The sequence below is a fragment of the Paenibacillus roseus genome, assembly GCF_016424485.1.
GTDB classification, from domain to species: Bacteria; Bacillota; Bacilli; order Paenibacillales; family Paenibacillaceae; genus Paenibacillus_D; species Paenibacillus_D roseus.
Map to the genome: position 1 here is coordinate 103,975 of NZ_JAELUP010000089.1, position 25,094 is coordinate 129,068.

The window sequence follows — 25,094 nt, forward strand, 5'->3', positions numbered from 1 at the left end:
TTAGTAACAAGTTTATTTTAAACCAAAATGCCATGGAAGTGAAATGGAGGACTGGATTATGCCGGAAAAATGGAGCAGCCTGGTGATTGGCACCCGCTCGCGCTGGATAACGCTGATTGTCTGGACTGTACTGGCTGTATTGCTTACTGTGCTGCTGCCGCCTGTCAAGGAACAAGAGCGGAATAACGCTCCCAACCTGGAGACGAATAGCCCGTCGGTACTGGCAGAGCGGTTGATTAAAGAGCAATTTCCCGATTCTTCAGGGGTTCCGGCACTGGTCGTCTGGCATCGTGAAAGCGGGCTGACCGCTGATGACTATGCCTTGATTCAAAAACTGTCCGCCTCGCTTGAGAAAGCCCCGCTTGAGGCACAAGGGACGGTTGTCCCGCTGCATAAATTTCCACCGCAGGCGCTGCGGCAAATGTCGTCGGCAGATGCCTCTACTTTCGTGCAGCCGATTTTGTTTCAAGAGAATACGGCTACGGAAATGTTGAAGGAAAGTCTAGTTGATTTTCAGGAGCGTACTCGAAACGAGGATGGTTCTGATCCGTTCTCAGCGGATATCCGGGACGGGAACTCGCTAAACGCGAGAATCAGCGGACCGGTCGGCATCTCGATTGACGCCACAGAATTGTTCCGCGGGGCAGACGTCTCCTTGCTGATTGCAACTGTGCTGCTTGTGCTCGTTTTGCTGTTGCTCATTTACCGCTCCCCGATTCTTGCCATTATCCCGCTCATTGGAGTAGGCTTTGCCTATCTGGTTACAAGCCCGCTGCTCGGCTGGATGGCTCGCGAAGGCTGGATTACAGTAGACGGGCAGGCGATATCCATTATGACGGTGCTGCTGTTCGGGGCCGGGACGGATTATTGCCTGTTCTTCATCTCGCATTTCCGGCAGGAACTGCGAAGAGAAGCGGATAAGCGTGTTGCGCTTCGCAGGGCTTTCAAGGATGCATCGGGCGCCATCGCGATGAGCGGATTTACCGTTGTATTGTCGCTGTTTGCACTGCTTGCCGCCAAATACGGCGCTTTTCACAGGTTTGCAGTGCCATTCAGCTTGTCGATTTTTATTATGGGTCTTGCCAGCCTGACACTGGTGCCGGCGTTGCTTGCTATTATCGGCAGAGGGGCATTCTTCCCGTTCATCCCGCGCACGGAAGCGATGGAACTGGAACATGCCCGCAAGAAGGGGAAAATCTATAAGCCGCATAAGCAGCAAGGAAGAATCGGAGCGGCTACCGGCCGTCTCGTCGTATCGCGTCCCTGGACGGTTGTCATCGTCTGTGTGGCGCTGCTTGGCGGACTTGCCGGGTTTGCTCCGCAAATCAAATTCACCTACGATTTGTTGTCGTCTTTTCCCAAGGATATGCCGTCACGGGAAGGCTTTGCCCTTATCAGTGAAGCGTATGAGCCCGGGGATCTTGCTCCAGTCACTGTCGTTGTGCAGACAGATAACAAACCGGTTGAAATCGGCAACCTGCTTGGCGGTCAGTCTTTCATCGGCCATGTGCCGGAACCCGTCGCCAGCCGTTCGGACCCGAACTTGCTGGCCTACAAGCTGTCTTTGAGCATCAATCCTTACTCTCAGGAGGCGATGGACTATATTCCTGAGCTGAGAAGCGTTGTGGAGAAAGGGCTGACTGATGCGGGAATAGCTGATGCGGCGCAGAAGGTGTGGATTGGCGGACAGACAGCGGCTCAATATGATACCGAGCAGTTGACCATTCGGGATATGAGCGTCATTATGCCGCTTGTCATTGTGCTTATCATGCTGCTCCTGTTGGCTTATCTCCGCTCGATTACAGCGATGCTGTACCTGATCGGAACAGTGGTGCTTTCCTACGGATCGGCGCTTGGACTGGGCTGGATTATCCTTCACTATGTGATGGGTGCGGACGCGATCCAGGGAGCGATCCCACTGTATGCCTTTGCCTTCCTTGTAGCCTTGGGCGAGGATTACAACATCTTTATGATTTCAAGCATCTGGAGCAAGCGCAAAACAATGCCGCTTGCGCAGGCCATCCGCGAGGGCGTAGCCGAGACAGGCGGGGTAATCACATCGGCCGGGTTGATTCTGGCGGCGACTTTCGCTGTACTGGCGACATTGCCGATTCAGGTGCTGGTGCAATTCGGATTGATTACCGCAATCGGCGTGCTGCTGGATACCTTTGTCGTGCGGCCGTTCCTTGTCCCGGCGATTACTGCATTGCTTGGCAAGGCGGCATTTTGGCCGGGTAAAGCAGAACTTGTCGAAGAGCCTTCCGCTCAGACCTGATCACTGGACCCGGTGGCGGTCATATGCTGGTTGGTTGATCGCAAGCAAGGCAGATTTCCCTTGGGAAATCTGCTTTTTTTACACTTCATAATCGTTTATAATGGTAAAGTCAAGCCGGAATTTGTCGAACTGACGGCTTCGCTGTCTATGGAAGCATGGTCAGCTCGTCAGGCTATGGAAGTGTGGAGGCGAAACTATGAAATCCAGATATTTGGCGGGAATGTCGCTGGCGGTGATGGCAGCTGGGTTTGCCGTTACGCTGGCACTGCCGGGCAACACCTTTGTTTTTCTGTTAAAGGGCGGATTTGAGGCGGGACTAGTAGGCGCTATTGCCGACTGGTTTGCGGTAACCGCGCTCTTTAGACACCCATTCGGCATCCCGATTCCCCATACCTCGCTAATTCTCAGAAACAAGGAGAAAATCGTGCAGTCGCTGATCTCCGCAATGGAGAATGAACTGCTGAACAAGCAAAGCATCGAAGCGAAGCTGCAAAAAATGAATTTGCTGCGTCTGCTCGGAATTTACCTCACGCAAATGATGGCAAAGAAAGCGACGCGGGTTGCGGTTGCAAACGGCTTGATCAAAGCTGTTCAGGAACTGCCGTTAGAAAAAGCGGTGCCGCTGCTGCAGTCCGGAGCAGCCTCCTACATCCGTCGCATGAATGCCCAGGATGCGGTGGAGCAGATGATCGGCGCGATGGTGATGGGCCGACATGACCAGAAAGCGCTCGACTTTGTGCTGAAGGAGACGCGGAGCTGGGCCAGCAAGCGGGATACGAGACAGATGCTCGGCAAGCTGGCGGCAGAGAAATTGTCCGAGATCAAGCTGGGCGGATTAATGGGCTTTGCTGTTCAAGCCTTCGGGGGCATGATGAGCGAAGAGAAGATGGGCGGCATGCTGCAAGATATGCTCCTGTCCGGAATTGATGATGTCATGAAGGAAGACAGTGCTGTCCGCGAGAAAATCCTGTACGAAATCCGAATTCGCCTGTTTGAATGGTCGGCAGATGAGGAACGCTTACAGGCGCTTCAGCAGCAATTGGCAGACCGGATCGAAGGCGAGGCGGTAACGAATTTCCTGCTTGGCAGGCTGGAAGGTCTGCGCGCGCAACTTGTGCAAACGCTCGAAGAAGACCGGGACCGCGGCGGCAGAATGATCTTTCATCTGTATCGCTCCGTTATGCGAAGCCTCGGCAAGTCTCCTGAGATGGTTGACAGGCTGGAAGCTCGACTGCTGGCAAGTCTTATTGAACTGGTCGAGAAAAATCACCATCGGATTGGTCAACTGGTAAAGGAAAATGTGGATCAGATGGATGATGCCGCACTGGTCAAAATGCTTGAGGACAAGGTAGGTCAGGATTTGCAGTGGATCAGAGTAAACGGAGCCATCTGCGGCTTTGTCGTCGGTATCGTACTGTCCCTGATTCAGTTGTAGTCTATTCGTCCTTTTTTTCAAAACGGCCGGACTAAGAAAAGGTTCAGATTTGAAAGGCATGTAATGAAGCTCGGCTTAGGATCAACCTGATATTGAAAGGGCGAAGACTATGAATCATACTGAACATTTGCAGGGCACCTATAATTCAATGTTGATTTTTATTTCTTACCTGATTGCGGTTGCTGCTTCGTATTCGGCACTGGACTTAGCCGGTCGGGTCAGAAAGACAAAGGGAAAGGCCAGGCAGATATGGCTCATATGTGGGGCAATATCGATGGGACTTGGCATCTGGTCAATGCATTTTGTGGGGATGCTGGCCTTCTCTTTGCCTGTGCAGGTGCTTTACAATCTAACGCTCGTACTGATCTCCGTTCTGCTGGCGGGAGTTGCTTCATACATTGCTTTGTATATTGTCGGCCGCGGTGATCTGGGACCCCGCAAGCTTCTCACAGGCGGCCTTCTTATGGCGACTGCCATTTCGGGCATGCATTATACGGGGATGGCCGCAATGATGATCGGCATTGCATACAATGTGATACTGGTGGGCGCGTCTATTCTTGTGGCGCTTACAGCTTCTTTAGCGGCGCTGTATCTCATCTTCAAGGTCGGGCAGAACGAGACCTCTTCGGCAGTATGGTACAAGCTGGGAAGCGGTCTGTTGATGGGGGCTGCGATTGCCGGCATGCATTATATCGGAATGGAAGCTGCCAATTTTTATGAGAATGAACTGTCCGGCATGGGGAATGAGATGAGGCTTGAACAGGGAGTGTTGGCTTATCTGATTGCTGCAGGCACGCTCATTATGCTTAGCCTGACCTTGCTCGGTACATTCGTGAACCGAAGGTTGTCGCAGAAGGACTGGGCCATTCAGGAAAATGAAGTCTGGTACCGCTCGCTTTATGACAATAATACGGATGGTATTATCGCTGTGGATCTGGATGGAAGAATGATCAATTTCAATCCGGCAGTGACGCAAATTACCGGATTGAAATTCGCAGACTACCAGTTCCGTCCCGTATCCTCTCTTCAGTTCCTGATGGCGGAAGGCAACTCATGGGAGCAGCGCAGCCCACAGCGATACGATGCTACCTTCCAGCGCGCTGATGGGGAGCAGCTCGAGTTGAAGGCAATTCATGTCCCGATCGTGATTGAAGAGAAGGCGGTCGGCCATTATATCATTATGAAGGATGTCACGGAGGAAAAGCGGTCGCAGGAGAGGATTGAGCATCTCGCATACCATGATGAGTTGACCGGACTGCCGAACCGCCGCAAGTTCAATCAGATGCTATCGCAAATGATTGAACAGAGCAGGGAGGACGGCAAGGGGTTTGCGGTCATGGTGCTTGACCTTGACCGGTTCAAGCTGATCAATGATTCGCTGGGCCACACGTACGGGGATATTCTCCTTCAGGAAATGAGCAGCCGGATGGTTGCCAGCATCGCTGGCAAGGCGGTGATGCTCTCCAGGCTCGGAGGCGACGAGTTTACGCTCCTTTGTCCAGGTTTCATGGACGAACAGGAAGCTGCATGTTTGGCGGAGCAGATTATCAAAGCCTTGTCCGTTCCTTACCGGCTGAAGGATAATGATTTTTATGTTACGGCAAGCATCGGCATAGCCATATACCCGCATCACGGCGATGATGGCGTCAAGCTGTTGAAGTATGCGGACGCTGCAATGTACGAGGTGAAGAAACAGGGGAAAAACGGTTATCACTTCTTTTCGCGGCAGCTCAATGATGAAATGATAGAGAAGATACGGCTGGAAGGGGACCTCAGAAAGGCAATTGAACGCAATGAGTTGACGCTTTACTATCAGCCGCAATTCTGGAGTCAGGACAACCGGATCATCGGCGTAGAGGCGCTGATCCGCTGGCATCATCCTGATAAAGGCGTTATATCTCCCAGCCTGCTGATTCACATTGCAGAAGAATCAGGCATGATCTACGAGATTGGCAATTGGGTGCTTCGTACCGCGTGCAGCCAGATGGTACAGTGGCATAAGGAAGGCGGCCCGCTTATTCCGGTTTCTGTCAATCTCTCATCGCAACAGTTCCATCATGCCAATTTGGTAGAGAACATCCAGCAGATTTTGCGGGAGACAGGACTTGAGCCGCGTTATCTGGAACTTGAAATTACAGAAAGCATGATGATGGATGCGGATTTGTCGACAGGGGTTCTGAATGAGCTGAATAACCTTGGCATTCGCATCAGTCTTGACGACTTTGGGACAGGGTACAGCTCACTGAGCTATCTAAAGCTGTTTCCGATTCATAAGCTTAAGATTGACCGCTCTTTTATTGCAGATATTACACATAATGAGAACGACAAAGCGCTTGTAGCCACAATCATTGCAATGGCGCAAAATCTGAAAATGGATGTTATTGCGGAGGGGATTGAAACGAAAGATCAGCTGGATATTCTGACAGCGAACGAATGCCATGAAATTCAAGGTTATTATTTCAGCAAGCCGCTCCCTGCAAATGAAGTTGAGAAGGTATTTTTCGAACCGGCCAGAATTGCCGCTCCCAGTACATAGTTCATACAGGACGAAGTCATGCAAAGCCGTGTACGCTTGTTGGGTTAAAGAGGAAGGGGGACAGTGTGAGAAAGCTGGGCATATTGATCGTCTACCTGCTTCTGGTGGCCGTCATAATCGTATACAAGGACGAATTGTTGAGTTGGGCGGGGAGCAGAGATACGCTATCGTGGTGGCCGCTGCTCTGGGTCATTGCTGTGTTGCTTACCCTTGTCCCTTTTATACCTTACGGAGCGGTTGCTTCGCTGATGGGTATTAAATTTGGTTTTCTAACGGGTTTGGCGCTCAGTTTCTCAGCGTCCGTCGCCGGTTCGGTACTTATGTTTGTCTTTTTTCGAATGCTGATGGGGGATGCGGTCAGACCGTATTTATCACGTTACCGTTATCTGGACCACTTCACAGTTTGGTTTGAGCGCCAGCCTTTTATCAGTTTGCTGATGGTGAGGCTGATTCCTGTCATTCCGGCGCAGGCAGTCAATCTCTATTGCTCCGCCTCTAATATTCCGCTGCTGCCCTTTGCGCTTGCGACTGCAATCGGCAAGATTCCGATGATCGCTGTGTTTGTGCTGGCAGGGGATCAACTGCTGGATAAACCGGTTCATGCGCTGCTGATTTTTTCTGTATATGTGGTACTGCTGATTGGCTTGATGGCGGGATACCGATATTGCAGGCGGGCAGGGATGGAGAAGCCGAAGCTTTAATTTCGGAGCTTATCTTGCTTTCAAATTGCCTGGAGAATATAAGTTGAATAAAAAGGAACATACCAGGGCCTGCGTGTGAAAGGATTAGAAACTTTCACACGCAGGCCCTGCTCGACATTCATTCGTTCAACGTTATTATAGAAATGGAACTTTCGCTTGGGCTGATCAAGGCTTTAGCGCGGCAAGATCAATTGTCGGCACAAGTCCTTCTTCTGCTGCACGATCGAGCAAGGAGAATACAGCGGCATAGCCATCTGTACCCAGATTGGCCGTGAAGTTGTTCACGTATAGTCCAATATGCTGTTGTGCAACTTCATGCGATAGCTCCTGAGCATGGGTCATAACATAATCGTGCGATGCTTCCGGATTAGCCCAGGCATATTCGACAGATGCGCGTATCCAGCGTGTTAAGTCGTCCAGCGGCAGGGATCGTTTCGCGATAATAGCCCCCAGCGGAATTGGCAAGCCGGTATCGGCTTCCCACCAGTTGCCAAGATCCGTCAACATCGACAATCCATAGGCAGGATAGGTGAAACGAGCTTCATGAATGACGAGACCGGCATCAACGACGCCATCGCGCACGGCAGGCATAATTTCATGGAATGGCATCACGACAATGCCGCCGACCCCGCCTGGCACTTGCCTGGCCGCCCACAGCCGGAACAGCAGATAGGCTGTAGAGCGTTCGCTAGGAACCGCGACGGTCTTGCCGCTAATCAAGGAAGGATCGCTGCTGTTTGCGGCCCTCCCTCTAGTCAGCACGAGGGGGCCGCAGCCTCGCCCGAGCGCGCCGCCGCAAGGCAGCAAAGCATAGTCGGACAATACCCAGGGAAGAGCGGCATAGGATACTTTCATCACTTCCGGTCCGCTTGACGTGGTCGCCAGCGTGTTTGTAATATCAATATCCGCATAAGTTACGTTTAACTTCGGAGCGCCCGGAATCAAACCGTGCACCCAGGCATGGAAGACGAAAGTATCATTCGGGCAAGGGGAGAAAGCAATATTCATCATAGAACCTCCCTTAATATGGAGCTTGCTGCTGACAGCGCGTCCAGGGCATCCTTGATTCTCCAGGCCTCCCGGTTGCGTGGGCCGACCTGATTGGATATGGCCCTAAGCTCCAGCACGGGAAGCCCCGCATTCTTAGCTGCCACTGCAATTCCATAACCCTCCATGGCTTCTGCTGCGGCGTTCGGTACACGGCGTTTCAGTTCTGCCGCTCCTTCAGCCGTACCGGTGGCAGTGGATACGGTCAGAACCGGACCAAGCGCGCAAGTCAATCCCGCTTCACCAATTGCTGAAGCCAACTGCGGGCTGAGGACAATATCTGTCTTCGCGCTGCTTGAGCCAAATCCCAGTTCATCAAGGCTTAGAAATCCGTCCATAGATGCAGCCCCGAGATCGGCGGCAACAATGTGATCGGCAACAACCAGCGTCCCAACCGCAGCGCGGTCCGTGAAGCCTCCTGCAATCCCTGCAGCTACGACCAATTCATAGTGATGGGGAACGGCCAATCTGGCGGCTGCTGAGGCGGCCGCGGCCGCGGCGCCAACCCCTGCCGCCGCAACTTCAAAGCGGGAGTCTTCGCCGAGCCCGCGCATAACCGCTTCCCGTTCGGCTTCTACGGCAGTTAAGACTAGTATTGTTTTCATCGCTGCTGGCTCCTTTGTTATAGTGGTGCAGAGCCTCCGTGTGAAAGTTTCTTCCGATCGCTGTTATTCCCGGATTTCTGCCTTGAATGATAATGAAAGAAGAAATCGGGGAACAAACGCGAGCTTCGCTTCTTCAGAATTCTTTCACACTCCGGCTGCACCTTCTATTCCTTTAGTTCAACTTCTATATAATCGATTGCAGATTACGGGTGGGTGAAGTATTTATTCATTATAGTACGGTTTATATGGAATGGAAAGGCTGTCATTATCCAGGCAATAGATGATCCGTACTCGCATGATTTGACATCGCACATAGCAATAGATAGATAGCAAATGCCCCGACTCGACAAACCGGGTCGGGGCAAGAGATATATACATCTGTTCTGACAAGCTACGATCAGCCTTTGCTCAAGGAAGGATTCGTTGTTGTGTTCGCTTCCGATTGGCCGTCCTCAGGCTTGCTGCTCTGAGGGCTGCTTTGCGCACTGCGAAGCGGAATCTCCTTCAAGAACACAACCAGTACAAAGGCAACAACCAGCAATGCTGTACCGGAGAGGAACACTGTCGTCAAGGCGCTGCTAAGGGCATCCCTGAGAACATCGACCAGCTTAGTGACAACAGCTTGCAATTGTTCAGGCAAGCCTGCCTGCAATTGCTCAAGCTGCGGCTTGTTCAGCAGGATCTGCGGACTCAAGAACGGTTTGAGCTGCTCTGCAACAGCCGGATCAAGTTTGCTGACGTCCATATTTCCGGCATCGGCGAAGGACTTCTTCATATTGCTCGTCAGACTGGAAGAGAGAATCGAACCCATAACTGTAATGCCAATTGTTCCGCCAAGATTCCGGAACAGCTGGGATGAAGCTGTCGCTACGCCCAGTTGATTTGGTTTGACGGAGTTCTGGACAGCCAGCGTGAATACCGGCATGCCAAGTCCAAGACCGAACCCGAATACAATCATGCTGATTACTGCTACCGGAATACTGTTCATAAATGCCATCATCAGCATGCCAATGACCATAATTACCATACCGGCCAGCGCATAGCGCTTGTACTTGCCGGTTTTGGACATCGCGCGTCCCGTAACGGTACTGAGAATGATCATGCTGATAGACATCGGCATGGCCACATAGCCGGAGTAGGTTGGTGCAATTCCTTTTACCCCCTGGATAAAGAACGGCAAGTAAATCAATGCGCCCATCATGCCCGCGCTCATCAGAAAACCGGCCAGATTGGATATGGTTACAATGCTGTTGCGGAACAGGGACAGTGGAAGCACAGGGCTTTTGACTACACGTTCAACCAGTCCGAAAATGATAAAAGATACGACCGCAGCTGCGAACAAACTTATAATTTGCCAGGAACCCCATGGATAAGTTGTACCTGCCCAAGTGAATCCTAACAGCAAAGCAACGATGGCAATTGTCAGGAACAAAGATCCCCAAATGTCTAAAGTTTCGTTGGCATTGCGAGACGTCTTAGGGAACATTTTCAAGATCAAAGCAAAGGCTAAGACACCAAATGGGAGGAAAATCCAGAAAATCCATTCCCAATTCAAGTGGTCAACCATCCATCCTCCCAATGTAGGTCCAAGAACGCTGGAAAATCCAAAAATGGCCATCAGCATGCCGGTCCACTTTGCCCGTTCCTTCGGCGCGAACAAGTCACCTACAGCGGTAATGGATGTTGACAAAATAATCCCGCCGCCTACGCCTTGAATACCGCGATAAATGATCATCTGATAAATATCTGTCGACGTTCCGCACAGGAAAGCGCCAATTAGGAAGGTAACAATACCGACGAGCAAGAAAGGTTTCCGACCATAAATATCAGATAGTTTCCCGACCAAAACGGTAGAAATCGTCGAAGTCAGCATATAAATGGTGACGACCCATGTATAATGGTCCAGCCCATCCAGCAGCGCTGCAATGCGCGGCATTGCGGTACTGACGATCGTCTGGTTGATGGCTGCGAAAAACATGGCAGACATGATGGCAACCATAATCGTTAGCTTTTGTTTGTGTGTTAAGTGTTCCAAGTGTTACCCCTGCTTTCTGTTAGTAGAATCAACCAATTCAATCATTGTGCTGAAAATGCGCTTGAGATGCTCAATATCCTGCATATCCAAACGGGCGAGGATATCTGCGTAAAGCTGCTGTTGAATAGAGTCCAGCCCCTTGACAGCAGATTGGCCTTCTTCGGTGAGCTGGAGGTAGACAACACGCCTGTCTGTTTCATCCCGGCGGCGCTCAACATAGCCCCGCTGAATGAGCTTGTCGGCAATCCCTGTAATGGCGCCGGGAGTGACATGGAGACAATCAGCCAGCTCAGCGACTTTCTCTTTCTCTCTCCGTTGCAAGACGGTTAACATGCGAATGTGAGAGAGGGGCAAATTGTCGCCGCTGCGTGACTTCCATTCCTCGCCGATTTTCTTTAGGAAGATTTTAAATAGTGCATAAAGCTCATTCGTTTGATCGTTGAGCTCCATCTCGACCCCCTCCTTAGCTTTGCAGCCCGACTATTTTGAAACCTGGCTATGCCATTACGCTTGTTCTAAAACATTTAGTAAAAAAATATTCACTAAAAAATATTTTAGAGATAAACTATTTAGCTTTAAACTGATTTCCATGATATCCGATTCCGCAGGTCAAAGCAAAGGGAAAATGGCTCAATTTTAGCGGTTAAAACACGATTTTTATGCAAGTAAGCGCATATAGCCTTATATTTCTCATGTTTGCTCGTATTATTCACGGATTTGGACTGGGGTTTACACTTTCTACAAAGCGATGCAATCGAATAAAGCATCATCTTCAAGCTGGATATTGGGGGTGATGCTTTTTTGTTTTTGCCGACGAGATTTATATAAAAAATAGAAGTTACACCTTTCAATAAGGTGAATGGGGTCAAATGGATTCGATTGCAATACCCGGTTTGTATGCCCAATCTCGGATTTAAGTCCATAATCTCCTAAAAAAAGTAGTGATTTAATTCAAATGATGATATATAATTCTTGAGTCTGGGTATTTTTTCTTGTTTTTATGACAAAAAGAGGGAGTCTTTATACCTAATTTAGCTGCAATTAAACACGTATATGATTTTAACGGTAGGTTTGTTTTTCTCTCTTTTTTTCATAGTTATACGATGGGGAAAGGATGGTTTAATAACAATGGTTTCCTAAAGTGAGATTTGCCTTTCATAAAGACACTTGGAAGAACAGAAGGGATTTTACAAATTAGTATGAAAGGTGGAGTTTGCTCATATAGAATCAATTTAGAAGTTCACAAATCAAAGCTCCTTGGAATGCAGTAGAAATAAATGCTTTTTACTATACATCGGAAGAATTAGATTATTTGTTTTCCACCCGAGAAGAAAACGAAATATGTATACGATTTTTATGACCATCCAAGTAAGCGAGTCAATATGAATGAACTAAAAATCAGAGCTGTTGGCGAATTATATTAGGAGGAAACTAAGCCGATGTCACCCAAGATCATTAAGATTTACGTATCACTGCTATCCATTCTATTCATTTTCAACATCTTGCAGCCTGTGTCTGCTACCGTCAATTCAGAAGCTGAGACCGAAGAATACCTGGTGGTTTACAAGCAACCAGCAACTTCAGCCGTTCTTCAGTCCCGAACAACAGGCATTAAGCAAAAATCAAGCTTGAACAAGCAAAATACAACGGTTTTGATGAAACTGACCCCATCGCAAGCTGCTAATTTTCAACAAGATTCTACAGTAGCGTGGGTGGAGCCTAATGGTAAAGTTTCCATCCAAAGCGAGACGAATCCGGACCGGATCAATCAGGAGCATTTGGCGTGGGGAAATCTCGCCATTGGTTCGCAGTTTCAATCTACCCAGGATCCAAGGGGAGAGCAAATTAAAGTGGCTGTCCTGGATACGGGAATTGCGCAGCATCCCGCTTTAATCGTTAAAGGCGGAGTATCCTTTGTGCCTGGTAATACGTCCTTCGAAGATGATCACGGGCATGGAACTCATGTAGCGGGAATTATAGCTGCACAGGAGAGCGAGCACATGACGGGGGTAGCGCCAAATGTGGACCTCTATGCGGTGAAAGTGCTGGATGCTCAAGGGGACGGTACACATGCTCAACTGATCCAAGCGATAGAGTGGTCCATTGAACAGCATATGAATATCATTTCCATGAGTTTTGCAGGCTCGCAGTATAGCGAAGCCGTCAAGCAAGCCATTGAGCGAGCGCAGGCGGCAGGAATTCTGATTGTTGCATCAGCCGGCAACTGGGGAGAAGGGGAGGATACCATTATGTATCCCGCCAAGTATGACGGAGTAGTGTCGGTTGGAGCATCCACAGCGGCCAATAAACGCGCAAACTTGTCCAGTACAGGGACACGGCTGGATCTGGTTGCCCCTGGGGTTAGTATTTATAGCACCAATAAACAAGGTGGTTATGAGCTTCAATCTGGAACTTCGATGTCGGCGGCGTTTGTAACCGGGGCGGCAGCTGTCGTCTGGTCCCAGAATGTGCAAAAAACTGGCGATGAAGTGAAACAAAGCTTGGTTCAGCATGCGACTTCTTTAGGGGCTTCTAGAGAATTCGGTTATGGTCTGGTTAACTTGGCTAAATCGCTAGGCCTTATTGATGATCCTCTTCCACCGTATCAGGCGGATTTTATTGATGTCTCGACACCGGTTCTGACAGAAAGCAAGAGCGACTACTCGGTTTCAGCGACTGTCAGAGGAGATATTGTATCGGTCACGGCTACTGCACCGGCTCTAACGAGCGGGACAGCCTGGACCAAAGTCTATCTGGGTGTTAATGGGCCTCTCCCAGATGACAAAACAAGGGTGTATACAATCTCTAAAACGGGCTCATTTGCGAAGGAAACTAAAGTTACTTTTAACTTCCGAGCTGATCGAAGCTGGTTACTTGGCGTCTATAACGTCATCATCACGTTCGAGGCGAGTGGCAATGCGTCTAAAAGTTTTACCTTCAAGGAAACGATTACACCGGAGTCTCCAGAGAATATCAGGTTGACTCCTAGCCGGTATAAGGCTTCCGTTGCATGGGGTGAGGTCAAGGGGGTTGCGGATTATGAGGTCATCGTCGATGGGAGCGTCAAATCGCGAACCTCAAACAAATCAGCTGAAATTACGGGTCTTAACCCGAATAAATCCTATCAGGTGCAAGTGCGGGCAGTGGACCCGTCTAATGCGGGGAAGCATGCCACCTCTTCCACATATACGTTAACGACGTTGAATCCCTTGCCGGTCCCGGGCAATCTAAGTGCTTCCAATATTAAAGACACATCGATGACGATAAGCTGGAACGGTGTAACCGGGGCATCCGGATATATTATCTATAGGACCGGGGAGAAAGTCGGAGAAGTGAGCTCGCCCGCAACCAGCATCCAGCTTACCGGTTTGAGTCCGGCAGTCGAGTATAGAATCTCTGCTCGAACCATTGATCCCGAAAATACAACCGCAACCGGAGAGCTCTCTTCTTATCTGTTTGTGACAACGGCGAATGCACCTGCACCTGCAAACTTTGTCGCCACCTTGGTGACCACAGAAACCATTACGATGAAGTGGGATGCTGTTCCCGGGGCAAAAACGTATACGTTTACGATCTCTGCCGACGGCAAACTTATCGAGACGAAAGCGATCACGGCTCCATTAACTACGTATACGTATTCCGGTCTCAAGCCGGGGAAGCTTTATACCCTGCGAGTATCAGCGAATAACTCCAACGTCGCCGAGATGATTGTGAGTACAGATGGATTGGGTTCGCTCCCTTCTACGCTCAAAATTGTAATGGATGGAAAAACATATACGGCCACACCTTACTAAGAACTTGCACAGGTGCAATTGGAGGATCCATAATGAGACAGGCTATTCAAAAATGTTTGCTGATATTCTTTTCGATTATGTTGTTGTTTACAAGTCTTCCCGTTGGCGTATTGTCTGCTGAAGCCGTAGAACAATCCCCCGAGCCATACGAAATAGAACCTGAAATTGTGAATAAAAGTGAAGCGTTGGCGAAAGCCTACCAGATTGAACAAGCGACTATTCAAGGGCTGCTTGATGAGGGGTATACAGCTGAAGAAGTGAACCTGGCTTTGCAACTCAAAGATGCGGAATCACTGACCTTCGAGGATGCTTTGGGATCAGCGAAGAGAGTCCCCTTGAATCGCTCCGAAGAAAGCAGTGATTCTATAGTCGGAGAAGCCCCCCGGCTTCATCAACCACTAGGGGAAGCGTATGTTGCGAATAGCATGCGGGCTGCAGCAGCTGCAAATGGGCCTATAAACCCTGTAAATGAAGAAACGATAAAAAATGTCAACACCAAGGTTGACCAGGCCCCTTATAAACTGGATGCTTCCAGCGAGTCGGTATCGACGTTTGATGGAAGTCTCAACGTTTCGGCTACCGATCTGATGCTTCCGGGAAGGAATGGACTTTCATTTGCATTAACGCGTACCTACAGTTCATCGGATGCCAATTATTTCGATATCAGTACAGAGTATGTTTTCAGTTCAGCTTCCTATCAGGTTGTCATCGAAGCCATCGTTGAAAAATATGAAATGATGTACTCCACCGTTTTTAATATGAATCAAGTCCGGGAGTATGCAAGCTGTGCTTCAGGAGCGTTAGAGACCAGCCGTCCGATTGGAGTCAGTACGTGGGTGCTCAATAACCAAAACCGTAGTCAAACGGAAGTTTCCAAGCAAACGGACGCGATGAACCGGGTAAAACCGCAAGATTCCACCCCATGGTCTAGTTGTGTATCCGGGTATAAAAAAAGAGACGTCTTTAATTATTATGCCAACAGCCCTGCTCAGACGGTAGCACTAGCAAAGCATGCTGTCAAAATTGGAGAAGGCAAGAAAGAGACTGTCGTGTATGAGGTCTATGCCACAGAAGCGGAGGCTATACAGAGCAAACAGAAACTGGAACAGTATTTTGCTGATTACGGGTACTTGGTTGCCTATGACTGGGATCAGAATATGGAATATCGCTATAAAAAAGAAACGCCGAACGCGGTTCAAATCAAGGTGATTCCTTTCTACACGCCTAAAAATCGAAGTGATAAAACGATTCATGACAAACTGTTTCCCATCGGAAAAGGATGGAGCTGGAATATCCCCTATATCAAAGAGGGGAAATATATCAGTTTGGGTTCCGAGGGCACGTATGAAATTAACGGTAGTAAATTAAAGGGTTACCAATGGGACGATCTTACCTTTAAAACGCAGACGGGCTCCATACTGGTGAATGGTACCAATCAGAGCTATGCCTATTCACTGAGCGCTATGGACGGCAAACAATATTATTTCGATGCAGCGGGGAAATTGCTCAAAATTACCGATGCCTACAACAATTTTATTGATTTTGGCTATACCTTTGTGAGTGCCTATAATACCAACTTGCTTAGCAGCATCACGGATCCGATAGGCAATCAAATTCAAATTTCCTACTCGTCTACCGCCGTGACGCTTACTTACGGGGATCGGACCGTAAGCTACCAGAAAACAGCGATAACGGAACAAGGAAAAACAATTGAAATCCTGGATCGTGTCCTTGACCCTCAAAACCGGACAACACGTTATCGCTATAAAGAGAAGAATGATGTTCGTTACAATATGATCGGGAGTAGTTTACAGTCCGGGGTCGGGAACGGTTATGCCCTCCTAACCACGGTTATTCATCCAACGGGTGCAGAAACCGTGTATGAATATGGGGAAACACCGGTTACACGATTCGTAGGCCCCGATGCGGTCATGCAAACCTACCGAATGCAATGGCGGGAAGACCGCGTATTATACCAGAACCCATTGACCCAGCAAACGACATATGAGGCGAGTAATCGCATGAATATCACGTATACCGGGGACTATGCGAGTTCCTATGGGAGCAATGCGACCTTCTCTTCCACAGTAGATAACGTGCTATCGAAGACCACCTATCAATTTGATAAAGTCTATGTCAGTGCAACGTTGCCAACAGAATACTATTTGACCCGAACCGAACAGATTCAATCTGGATTAGAGATCACTCAGCAAATGACGTATGACCGGACACGACGGTTAACCGTTCCATTGTCGACTACAATGACGTATAAAGATACCCAAAGTGGCGCGAGTCAAACGGTCAGTACGAGTCAACAATTTGATTCATTAGGGAATCGGCTTTCTTCGACAAATGAGTTAGGGGTAACCATTACGTACACGTATCACCCCAACACGCATCTGATCCAAACGATTACGCAGCCAACTTCGGCAACGGAGACGATTTTTACGGAGGTGACCAAGACTGCGCAAGGTGATCCTGATGTCGTGAAGGTTACGGGTACCAACAGCAGCGGTCCCCTATGGGCCAGGTATGACTATGATTATGATAGCTACGGCAATTTAATTAGAAAGACAACCAATATAGATCCGGCAGATCTAAGCAAGGTTGTGGTGCAAAATTACGAATACGGTTATCAATCTGCTTTTCTGACTCGCCAGTACGCCAGCGGTCTGGATGCGAACAATCAAGCCTTTACCGTTGAAGTAAAAGCCGAGTATAATCCGTTAACTGGAGAAATGAACGCCTATACGGATGGCATGCAAAATAAGACGATGTACCAGTATGATAAAATTGGGCGATTAACAAAAGTCACGAACCCGGACTCCACCACGTCAAGCATCGCCTATCAGGATGCGAGCAATGTGATGACGCAAGTGAACGAAGCCGGGGCAAAGACGGAATTGCGGTATAATCCGCTCGGTCTACCGGATCAGATTGGCCTGTATGTCCATGGCAGTTATGTGGCTAAAAACAAATATGTTTATGATGCCTATGGGCGGAAAGTGGTCGAGGAAGATGCGCTCGGCAACCAGACCAAAACCGACTATCAGCCTCAATCCTGGGGACTCCGAATCGTGACCACCCCGCCAAGCGGGAGCCCGTCTATTGTAGAAGATAACCTGATCACACGGACATCTACAGCGATGGATGGACTCGGGAATCAAGTAGCGACCACACGGGATATCATACAGCGCCCGATACAAACGAGTGAAACGAAAGTCCATTCAGCAACGCCTTCGCAGACGAAAGTGATCCAGACGGAGAAGCTGACGTATGATTACTTGGGAAATGTCAAGACACAAGAGAATGGCGCCAACCAAGTCACACACTTCAGCTATGACGGGCTAGGCAGGCTGAGTACGGTTACTACGCCACTGGCGGAGACAACAAGCTATACCTATGACTTGACGGGAAATCTGCTTACGCTAACAGCCCCTGATGGTTCCATTACGAAAAAGTCGTACGATAGTCTGGGACGGGTCATCCGAAGCCAGAAGCCAGCCAGTGTGGAAGAAACCTATTTCTATGACGGCAATGGAAACGTTTCGAAGCGTCAGGATGCCAACGGCCATACCTTGCACTATACGTATGGTGCTAGAAATCAATTGCTGGCTCGTTCGGATGGCTCCCAAACAGACCGGTTTACCTACACAGCGGACGGCTTGCGCCAATCGATGCAAGACAGTACAGGTACGACCAGCTACGTGTACGATGATGCAACCCGAAAACTCGTGACCGTCGGATTCCCGGATGCCAAAACCGTCCAGTACACGTATGATGAAAGAGGAAATACGAAGTCGCTAACCGGGCCGTTCAATGACGCCGCGACGTATGCATACGATGCCCAGAACCGTTTGACTTCGATCAATAACGGTACAGAAGCGGCTTATGGTTATTATACAAATGGGATGCTAAAAACCATTACGCAAGGCAACGGTGTCGTTGCGGCTTATCAGTATACCGGGCTGGAGCTTACGCAATTATCGTATAGCGGTTCAGGGATGTCGCCGGTTACGTATTCGTATGTCTATGATGATGCGAAAAATATATCGGAGCGCTCGAAAAATGAAGGGAAGGATCGGTTTACGTATGATGCTGTCAACCGGATTAAAACGTCCACCCTCAATAACGAAGTGTATACGTATGATGCCCGTGGAAATCGCGAAAGTTTAGAAGGAGACCGGCTGGCGGAGTTGACGGATGCCGCGTATACGTATGACAACTACAATCGTCTAACGAAAGTAAAGCGCGGGACGCAAGGAGAAGTAGCGTACAAATATAATGGCGATGGTTTCATGGTTGAACGCACTGAAGGCGGAGTGACGACCCGTTACTACTACAGTGGAAATGAAATCATTGCCGAGGGTCGTGTCGATGCGAACGGGACCGTCACGAAAATCGCCAGCTATGTGCGTGGCATTCAATTAAATAGCCGCACGGATCATGCAGGTGTTAAAGCGTACTATATGCAAAATGGACACGGTGACGTCGAATATGTGGTCGACAGCAGCCGCAAAATCGTGAATCAGTATACGTACGACATCTGGGGAAATCTCACGGACAAAACAGAAACGACAGGCAATCCATTTTTGTATGCCGGGGAATATTGGGATTCGTCCACGCAGTTGCAATATTTGCGGGCACGCTGGTATGATCCAGGTACAGGACGGTTTATATCTAGGGATACGTATGAGGGGGAATTGAATAGTCCGCTGAGTCAGAACCTGTATACGTATGTTATAAATAATCCGTTACGGTATATTGATCCGAGTGGGAATTATTGTGTATCAAAAGATGGAGATTATGCACATTCTGGTGCGTGTGGCGATTTACGAACATCGTACTGGTTCTCTGATGAAGCCGGTCAGATGATAGTCAAGAACGGTATTCTTGTAGGCATGTCGCAAAATGGGGGGGCTACTCGTTCGTACCAGAATGCAATAAAAAAAGGGCAAGCGATAAAGTGGAATGCTTGGTATAGTACATCTAAACCTACCGAAAGAAATCCTGGCCCCGTCACTGAACAGAACAGACATACTAATCAGACTAAGATAATAGAATTAAAAAATTTAGGAGAAAGTTGGAATAATTTTAATACAAAATTTCAATTTAATACCTCTGAACTTGGGGTGTACACTTCCTACTCAGTTTATGGAAATGGTATAGACTTAAATTTTAAAAACGGGAACAAATTAAGAGTAGAGTTTTCGATCGGTAATGCAGAGATGGGAATTTATTTTGATGATAAAGGCTCTTTTTTCTTAGGGGCTAATTTTACTGCGGGAATTGCTGATTTTACTTATTTTAATAAAATCAATAATAGTTCTTATTATTTATCTTTCAACATATCAGTTTCTGTACTAACATATGGGGCGTATGTGAAAAATAGTGGAGGAACTTACAAATTTCATGTCGCTTTAGGAGAAGGAGGGATTGGTGCAGGTATCGGTATGACACAGATAAAATAATATTAAACTAATTGGGGCGTTCCAAACGTCAAATAATTAACAGAGGACGCTCCATTCTCAAAATTATAATTTAACTCTGGTGAAATTCAAAGTAATTGAATAAATTACGAATTAATTTTTTACCTGTCCCGTGATGTTTGTTCGATTACTTACAATTTTCGTTTAAAAAAATGAATATTTATACGGCTCAAAACAGTAATCAATGCTTGACAGCCGTATTGGCGAGATTCAGCTTACCAGTGTCCCGAAAACTCAGTGTTTCATTGAAAGCATTGTATTGTCCGAACGGTAAATCAAGTCAAGTACTGATTTCGATTTTGAGCCAATTATAATTATCATTTTTTTAAGGCCAAATTAGCTTAAAAGAGAGTTTTGGAGTGAATTTTATAAAGGGAGTAAAATTATGGATTTCATAAAAAAAACTATCTGTTTTTTATTTGGAATAAAAAACAGAATATTAATTGAAGATTGGATCACTTTTTTACTTGTCATGTTAGCATCAATGCTATTAGTTTGTCACTTGATTGTTTATTTAAACGGAATTTTATTTTTAAAGGGAATTGCTGTTTTAATAACGTTTATTTTCATTTATAGAATCCGAAGATTTTTTAGAGAAAGAAGATGATATTATTACAGCGGCGGCAATTCTTTCTATCATTTTTGTTGTTTTTATGTGGTATTGGATATATTATCAAAATCCTGTGGTAATAATAAATTGTTTAGTCATTGAAAAGCATTCGGAAGAAATCTATTCGATGGGAAATAATTTTGTTTCAAGAAAGCTAATTTTACTAACAGATAATATGGAGAAGATCGAACTTGTCGTAAAAAGGAAAAAATTATATGACGAAATTATTTGCAGACAACGTGCAACTATTCAATACAGAGGTAATTTTCTGGAGAAGTATACAGTATTAACTGCTAATTGCGATGATATTTAAAATACATGAAAAATCACTAGCGTTGCATTAATATTCTCAGAATCTTCATAAAATCTGTGTAATTTGGTTTTGTGCAAAAAAATCCTTTATATATGGAATGGAGAGGTAGACCTGTCCATAAATCCAGAGTCTGTAAATAGTTTGTGTAAACTCCAAAAATCAATAAAAAGGTTGGGAGAACACATGGAACTGTGGACGAAAGAGCAACTGAGAGCCTTTATAAAAAGAAAATAAGCTGGTAACCGCACAGGATGCACAAAACGGTTTAAAGAATTATTTGCCGAAACCATCCAGGAAATAATGGAGGCGTAGACGGACACCCATCTCGGCTACGCCAAGCATGACATGACCGAAAAAACAACAGCAAATTCTATAAATGGTAATATATGTAACAAGAAGAATGCTAGCGAGTATAGAGAGCAGGATAAGTTGGACAATTTATTTTACCAGAAGAGTTTTTAGTTTAAGACGGGTTGTCAAGCTAAGTGCGACAGTTCTTTCATGCAGGCTTCGTAAGCGGATTTCCAGTTTAGGCATTTACGGAGATATGTTATTAAGCAAGGAAAAAGTAAGATGATGTCGTATTGATATATTCTTTAGTATTAATATAGAAATTATGGAGGCGGAGAATTCATGCATTTGAGCAGGGGATTAAAGTTTTTGGCAGTAGTGCTTTCTTTTTTTATGTTGTTTTCACTAACGAATGCAAGCGTTTTTGCTAATTCGAATGGAACTGCTGAAAAAAAACAATCAATACAAAGTGTGAAAGAGCTTGTCGATCAACGTACTCGCTACAGCAAAACCTTTCTAAACAAAGATGGGTCAACGAGAGTCGATTCTTCTGAGGAGTCTATTAACTACTTTGACGGTCGAGTCTGGCGGGAGATTGATACGACGATTCGCAAGTCGGAACCCAACTCCGAATATTCGCATCACATGCTAACAAACAATTTTAATGTGAAGTTAAACAATAAAAATAATAAACAGAAAATCCAGTTTTCTCTGGAGAATAGATCTGTTACATACCACGCACTGGGAATGAACAATGTCGATGGGGTAGTAAAGGGCAATAAGCTAACCTTCTCTCAGGCATGGAGAAGTACCGATATGGAATACGAGATTCAGAACGATGAACTTAAGATGGAGCTACATCTGGCAGATAAGAAGGCGCCAAAGAAATTCTCGTTTGAATTCACGACGGAGAACGTAGAACACCGGATAAACCCGGACGGTTCAATCGACTTTTTCGAACCTAATGGGAGAATCTCCTTTCAAATTCCTCGCATGTGGGTGATCGATGCTTCAAGCGATGAGAAGCGATACGATAAGCTGGATGTCATTGTAACCAAACGTGGGAGTCAAACGGTTCTGGAGCTGACGTTGGACAATAAGGGGTTGCAATATCCCATTGTTATTGACCCGACAACGTCGTTGGCGGTTGATGCTGGCGGCGGTCATTCGTTAGAGTTGAAAAGTGACGGAACGGTATGGGCATGGGGAGCAAATGGTGATGGTCAATTAGGGGATGGAACGACTACACAGCGTACTACCCCCGTGCAAGTGAGCGGTTTAACCAATGTTATCGCTGTAGCAGGGGGCTCCAATCACTCCTTAGCCGTCAAACAAGATGGAACGGTATGGGCGTGGGGATACAATCGATATGGTCAATTAGGAGATGGAACGACTATACAGCGTACTACCCCCGTGCAAGTGAGTGGTTTAACCAATGTCATTTCTGTCGTAGCAGGAGATCATCACTCCTTGGCTATCAAACAGGATGGAACGGTATGGGTGTGGGGATACAATAGCTTTGGTCAATTAGGAGATGGAACGAAATCGGATCGGACTACCCCCGTGCAAGTGAGCGGATTGAACAATGTCATTTCTGTATCTGCAGCAAGAGAACATTCCCTGGCGCTCAAACAGGATGGAACAATATGGACCTGGGGGAATAACAATCGAGGTCAATTAGGAGATGGAACGAGATCAGAACGTACTACACCCGTGCAAGTGAGTGGTTTAACCAGTGTCATTTCTGTCGTAGCAGGAGCATATCACTCCCTGGCTATCAAACAGGATGGAACGATATGGGCGTGGGGATACAATGCCATGGGTCAATTAGGTAATGGAACAGGTATAGATCATAGTATTATACCCATGCAAGTAATAAACCTAAACAACGTTAGGGCGGTAGCAGCAGGAGGGCATCATTCCCTCGCTATCAAACAGGATGGGACGGTATGGGCGTGGGGAAGCAACCTTAACGGTGAACTGGGAGATGGAACAAATACAAACCGTTATACTCCTGTACAGGTGACTGGATTGTCGGATGTTATCGCAGTAGAAGCAGGGAATGCCCATTCCATAGCATTCCAACAAGATGGAACGGTATGGACGTGGGGTTTGAACTTTAACGGTCAATTAGGAGATGGAACGACTGCATACCGTGCTGCCCCTGTGCAAGTGATCGGCTTAACAAATACTAGGGCTGCTGCGGCAGGAAGTACGCATTCAATAGCTGTTAAACAGGATGGAACGGTATGGGAGTGGGGGGAGCGAACGGACTCTTATAAAATAAAACAACTGACCAGCCTAAGCAATGTTGAGGCTGTGGTTGCGAGAGGCGGTTCTTCCTTAGCTGTGAAACAGGACGGAACGCTGTGGGCGTGGGGCGATAATAGTAACGGTCAATTGGGGAATGGGACGACTGCATATCGTGTTACTACCCCCGTGCAAGTGAGCGGCTTAACCAATGTCATGGCTGCTGCGGCAGGAGATACATACTCCCTAGCTGTCAAACAGGATGGAACAGTATGGGCGTGGGGTGCAAATAATTACGGTCAATTGGGGGATGGAACGACTATAGGTCGTACTACCCCCGTGCAAGTGAGTGGATTAACCGACGTTATTGCTGTTGCAGGAGGCAATTCTCATTCCCTGGCCGTCAAGCAGGATGGAACGGTATGGGCGTGGGGAAATAACGGCTCTGGTCGATTAGGAGATGGAACGCAATCGAATCGCATTACTCCTGTGCAAGTGAGTGGATTGAACAATGTCGTTTCTGTCTCAGCAGGATCGTCTTACTCTTTGGCGGTTAAACAGGATGGAACAGTATGGGCATGGGGAAGTAACGGAGCAGGTCAACTAGGAGATGGAACGTTTAATAATCGAGCTACACCTGTTCAAGTGAGTGGTCTAAATAATGTTAGAATTGCTTCTGGAGGAGGTTCACACTCGGTAGCTGTCAAAAATGACGGAACAGTATGGGTGTGGGGTACAAATAATTACGGTGAATTGGGGTTTGGAACGACAACGCCTGCATATCGTAATACCGCCGTGCAAGTGAGTGGTTTAGTCAATATCATTTCTGTCTCAGCAGGATCGTCTTACTCTTTGGCAGTTAAACAGGATGGGACGGTATGGGCGTGGGGAAATAACAGCTATGGTCAATTAGGAGATGAGACGAGGTTTACCGTTAAAAGGGTCGGAGCTATAGGCGCTCCAACAGAACTTAAAATTAACCGGCAATGGGGAACTAACGTGGACTTGACTTGGCTTGCTCCGGGCGGAGAAATAATTTCTTATGATATCTACAATGGGAACACGTTAATCGGGACTGTACCCGGCAATATAACGTCGTATACCTTCTCAAATTTGATTGCAAACACAACCTATACGTTTACGATTAAAGCCAGAAATGCATATGGAGCTTCAGCAGCGAGCAATGCTGTCACCGTCACGCTTCGTATGGCTGGCAAAATTCGATACAACTATGATCAAGCAGGACGCTTAATATCTTTAACAAATAAGGACACCGGCGAAATCATTCAAACGTATGATTATGATGCGAATGGAAATTTAATTAAGACCATTTCTCAATGATGGTTCTTGGTTGAATGTTGCATCACCTGACGAATATGGGCCAAAACTGGCTTGAAAAAATACAGCGGCAGTCGATGCTGCAAGATATAGTTGGGAATTGACGCATGATCGGTACGATGGCGGTATGAAATATAGCGAGTTCTTTTTGGTGTAAGATTGTCCAAATTCTTTTTTTTACAGTTTACTGGAAGTGAATTTGCTCATTTATAGTTTTGAAGACTAATTATTCAAAAACGTATTAAATAACGAATAAGACTTCGGAGGTTCCCTTCAAAGTCTTATTCGTTATTCCCTCCTGATGCTTATTGAAAAGGATACTATGCTGTAAGGAAACAACAGCAATAATTTTATTTTCCCTTCCAGAATAATGCC

11 protein-coding genes and 1 pseudogene are annotated in these 25,094 nt (G+C 47.1%); 8 read left to right on the plus strand and 4 right to left on the minus strand.

Features of this window, described 5'->3' with window-relative positions; translation table 11 throughout:
• The first annotated feature begins 58 nt into the window (after window positions 1-58).
• From JFN88_RS16030 to JFN88_RS16045, 4 genes are all read left to right on the plus strand, one after another.
• Window positions 59-2,275: an MMPL family transporter gene (locus JFN88_RS16030; protein WP_233167934.1), complete on the plus strand. Its 2,217-nt coding sequence runs from the start codon at window positions 59-61 to the stop codon at window positions 2,273-2,275.
• Between the two features lie 196 nt (window positions 2,276-2,471).
• Window positions 2,472-3,710, plus strand: coding sequence for a DUF445 domain-containing protein (locus JFN88_RS16035; RefSeq protein ID WP_199020269.1), 1,239 nt, complete (start codon window positions 2,472-2,474; stop codon window positions 3,708-3,710).
• Between the two features lie 109 nt (window positions 3,711-3,819).
• Window positions 3,820-6,246, plus strand: coding sequence for a bifunctional diguanylate cyclase/phosphodiesterase (locus JFN88_RS16040; protein ID WP_199020270.1), 2,427 nt, complete (start codon window positions 3,820-3,822; stop codon window positions 6,244-6,246).
• Between the two features lie 65 nt (window positions 6,247-6,311).
• Window positions 6,312-6,947, plus strand: a complete 636-nt coding sequence (locus tag JFN88_RS16045) for a TVP38/TMEM64 family protein (protein ID WP_199020271.1) — start codon at window positions 6,312-6,314, stop codon at window positions 6,945-6,947.
• A 165-nt stretch (window positions 6,948-7,112) separates the two neighbouring features.
• On the opposite strand, the gene JFN88_RS16050 is transcribed toward JFN88_RS16045, so the two are convergent.
• The 4 genes from JFN88_RS16050 to JFN88_RS16065 form a co-directional block, all read right to left on the minus strand.
• Entirely contained in the window at window positions 7,113-7,955 is an 843-nt protein-coding gene (locus JFN88_RS16050) for a 1,4-dihydroxy-6-naphtoate synthase (protein ID WP_199020313.1), read from the minus strand.
• Complete coding sequence (locus JFN88_RS16055) at window positions 7,955-8,599, minus strand: futalosine hydrolase (protein WP_199020272.1); 645 nt, start codon at window positions 8,597-8,599, stop codon at window positions 7,955-7,957. Before JFN88_RS16055 ends, JFN88_RS16050 begins: the two co-directional genes overlap by 1 nt.
• Window positions 8,600-8,996: 397 nt before the next feature.
• Window positions 8,997-10,634 (minus strand): MDR family MFS transporter, encoded by a 1,638-nt coding sequence (locus JFN88_RS16060; RefSeq protein ID WP_199020273.1) that lies wholly within the window; start codon window positions 10,632-10,634, stop codon window positions 8,997-8,999.
• A 3-nt stretch (window positions 10,635-10,637) separates the two neighbouring features.
• Window positions 10,638-11,084, minus strand: coding sequence for a MarR family winged helix-turn-helix transcriptional regulator (locus JFN88_RS16065; RefSeq protein WP_199020274.1), 447 nt, complete (start codon window positions 11,082-11,084; stop codon window positions 10,638-10,640).
• A gap of 989 nt (window positions 11,085-12,073) precedes the next feature.
• Between JFN88_RS16065 and JFN88_RS16070 the strand changes: the two genes are divergently transcribed.
• From JFN88_RS16070 to JFN88_RS16080, 4 genes and pseudogenes are all read left to right on the plus strand, one after another.
• On the plus strand, window positions 12,074-14,428 hold the full coding sequence (locus JFN88_RS16070) for a S8 family serine peptidase (RefSeq protein ID WP_199020275.1): 2,355 nt from the start codon (window positions 12,074-12,076) through the stop codon (window positions 14,426-14,428).
• Window positions 14,429-14,460: 32 nt separating this feature from the next.
• Window positions 14,461-19,899, plus strand: coding sequence for an RHS repeat domain-containing protein (locus JFN88_RS16075; protein WP_199020276.1), 5,439 nt, complete (start codon window positions 14,461-14,463; stop codon window positions 19,897-19,899).
• Window positions 19,900-21,023: 1,124 nt separating this feature from the next.
• Window positions 21,024-21,266 (plus strand): annotated as a pseudogene (locus tag JFN88_RS25955) (IS256 family transposase); the annotation flags it as partial.
• Between the two features lie 243 nt (window positions 21,267-21,509).
• Window positions 21,510-24,722: an RCC1 domain-containing protein gene (locus tag JFN88_RS16080; RefSeq protein WP_332908492.1), complete on the plus strand. Its 3,213-nt coding sequence runs from the start codon at window positions 21,510-21,512 to the stop codon at window positions 24,720-24,722.
• Window positions 24,723-25,094 lie beyond the last annotated feature (372 nt).

Bases quoted from the DNA above. Each gene is read 5' to 3' on its own strand.
- JFN88_RS16030 (WP_233167934.1), top strand. From the start codon at position 59: ATGCCGGAAAAATGGAGCAGCCTGGTGATTGGCACCCGCTCGCGCTGG.
- JFN88_RS16055 (WP_199020272.1), bottom strand. From the start codon at position 8,599: ATGAAAACAATACTAGTCTTAACTGCCGTAGAAGCCGAACGGGAAGCG.
- JFN88_RS16035 (WP_199020269.1), top strand. From the start codon at position 2,472: ATGAAATCCAGATATTTGGCGGGAATGTCGCTGGCGGTGATGGCAGCT.
- JFN88_RS16075 (WP_199020276.1), top strand. From the start codon at position 14,461: ATGAGACAGGCTATTCAAAAATGTTTGCTGATATTCTTTTCGATTATG.
- JFN88_RS16065 (WP_199020274.1), bottom strand. From the start codon at position 11,084: ATGGAGCTCAACGATCAAACGAATGAGCTTTATGCACTATTTAAAATC.
- JFN88_RS16070 (WP_199020275.1), top strand. From the start codon at position 12,074: ATGTCACCCAAGATCATTAAGATTTACGTATCACTGCTATCCATTCTA.
- JFN88_RS16050 (WP_199020313.1), bottom strand. From the start codon at position 7,955: ATGAATATTGCTTTCTCCCCTTGCCCGAATGATACTTTCGTCTTCCAT.
- JFN88_RS16040 (WP_199020270.1), top strand. From the start codon at position 3,820: ATGAATCATACTGAACATTTGCAGGGCACCTATAATTCAATGTTGATT.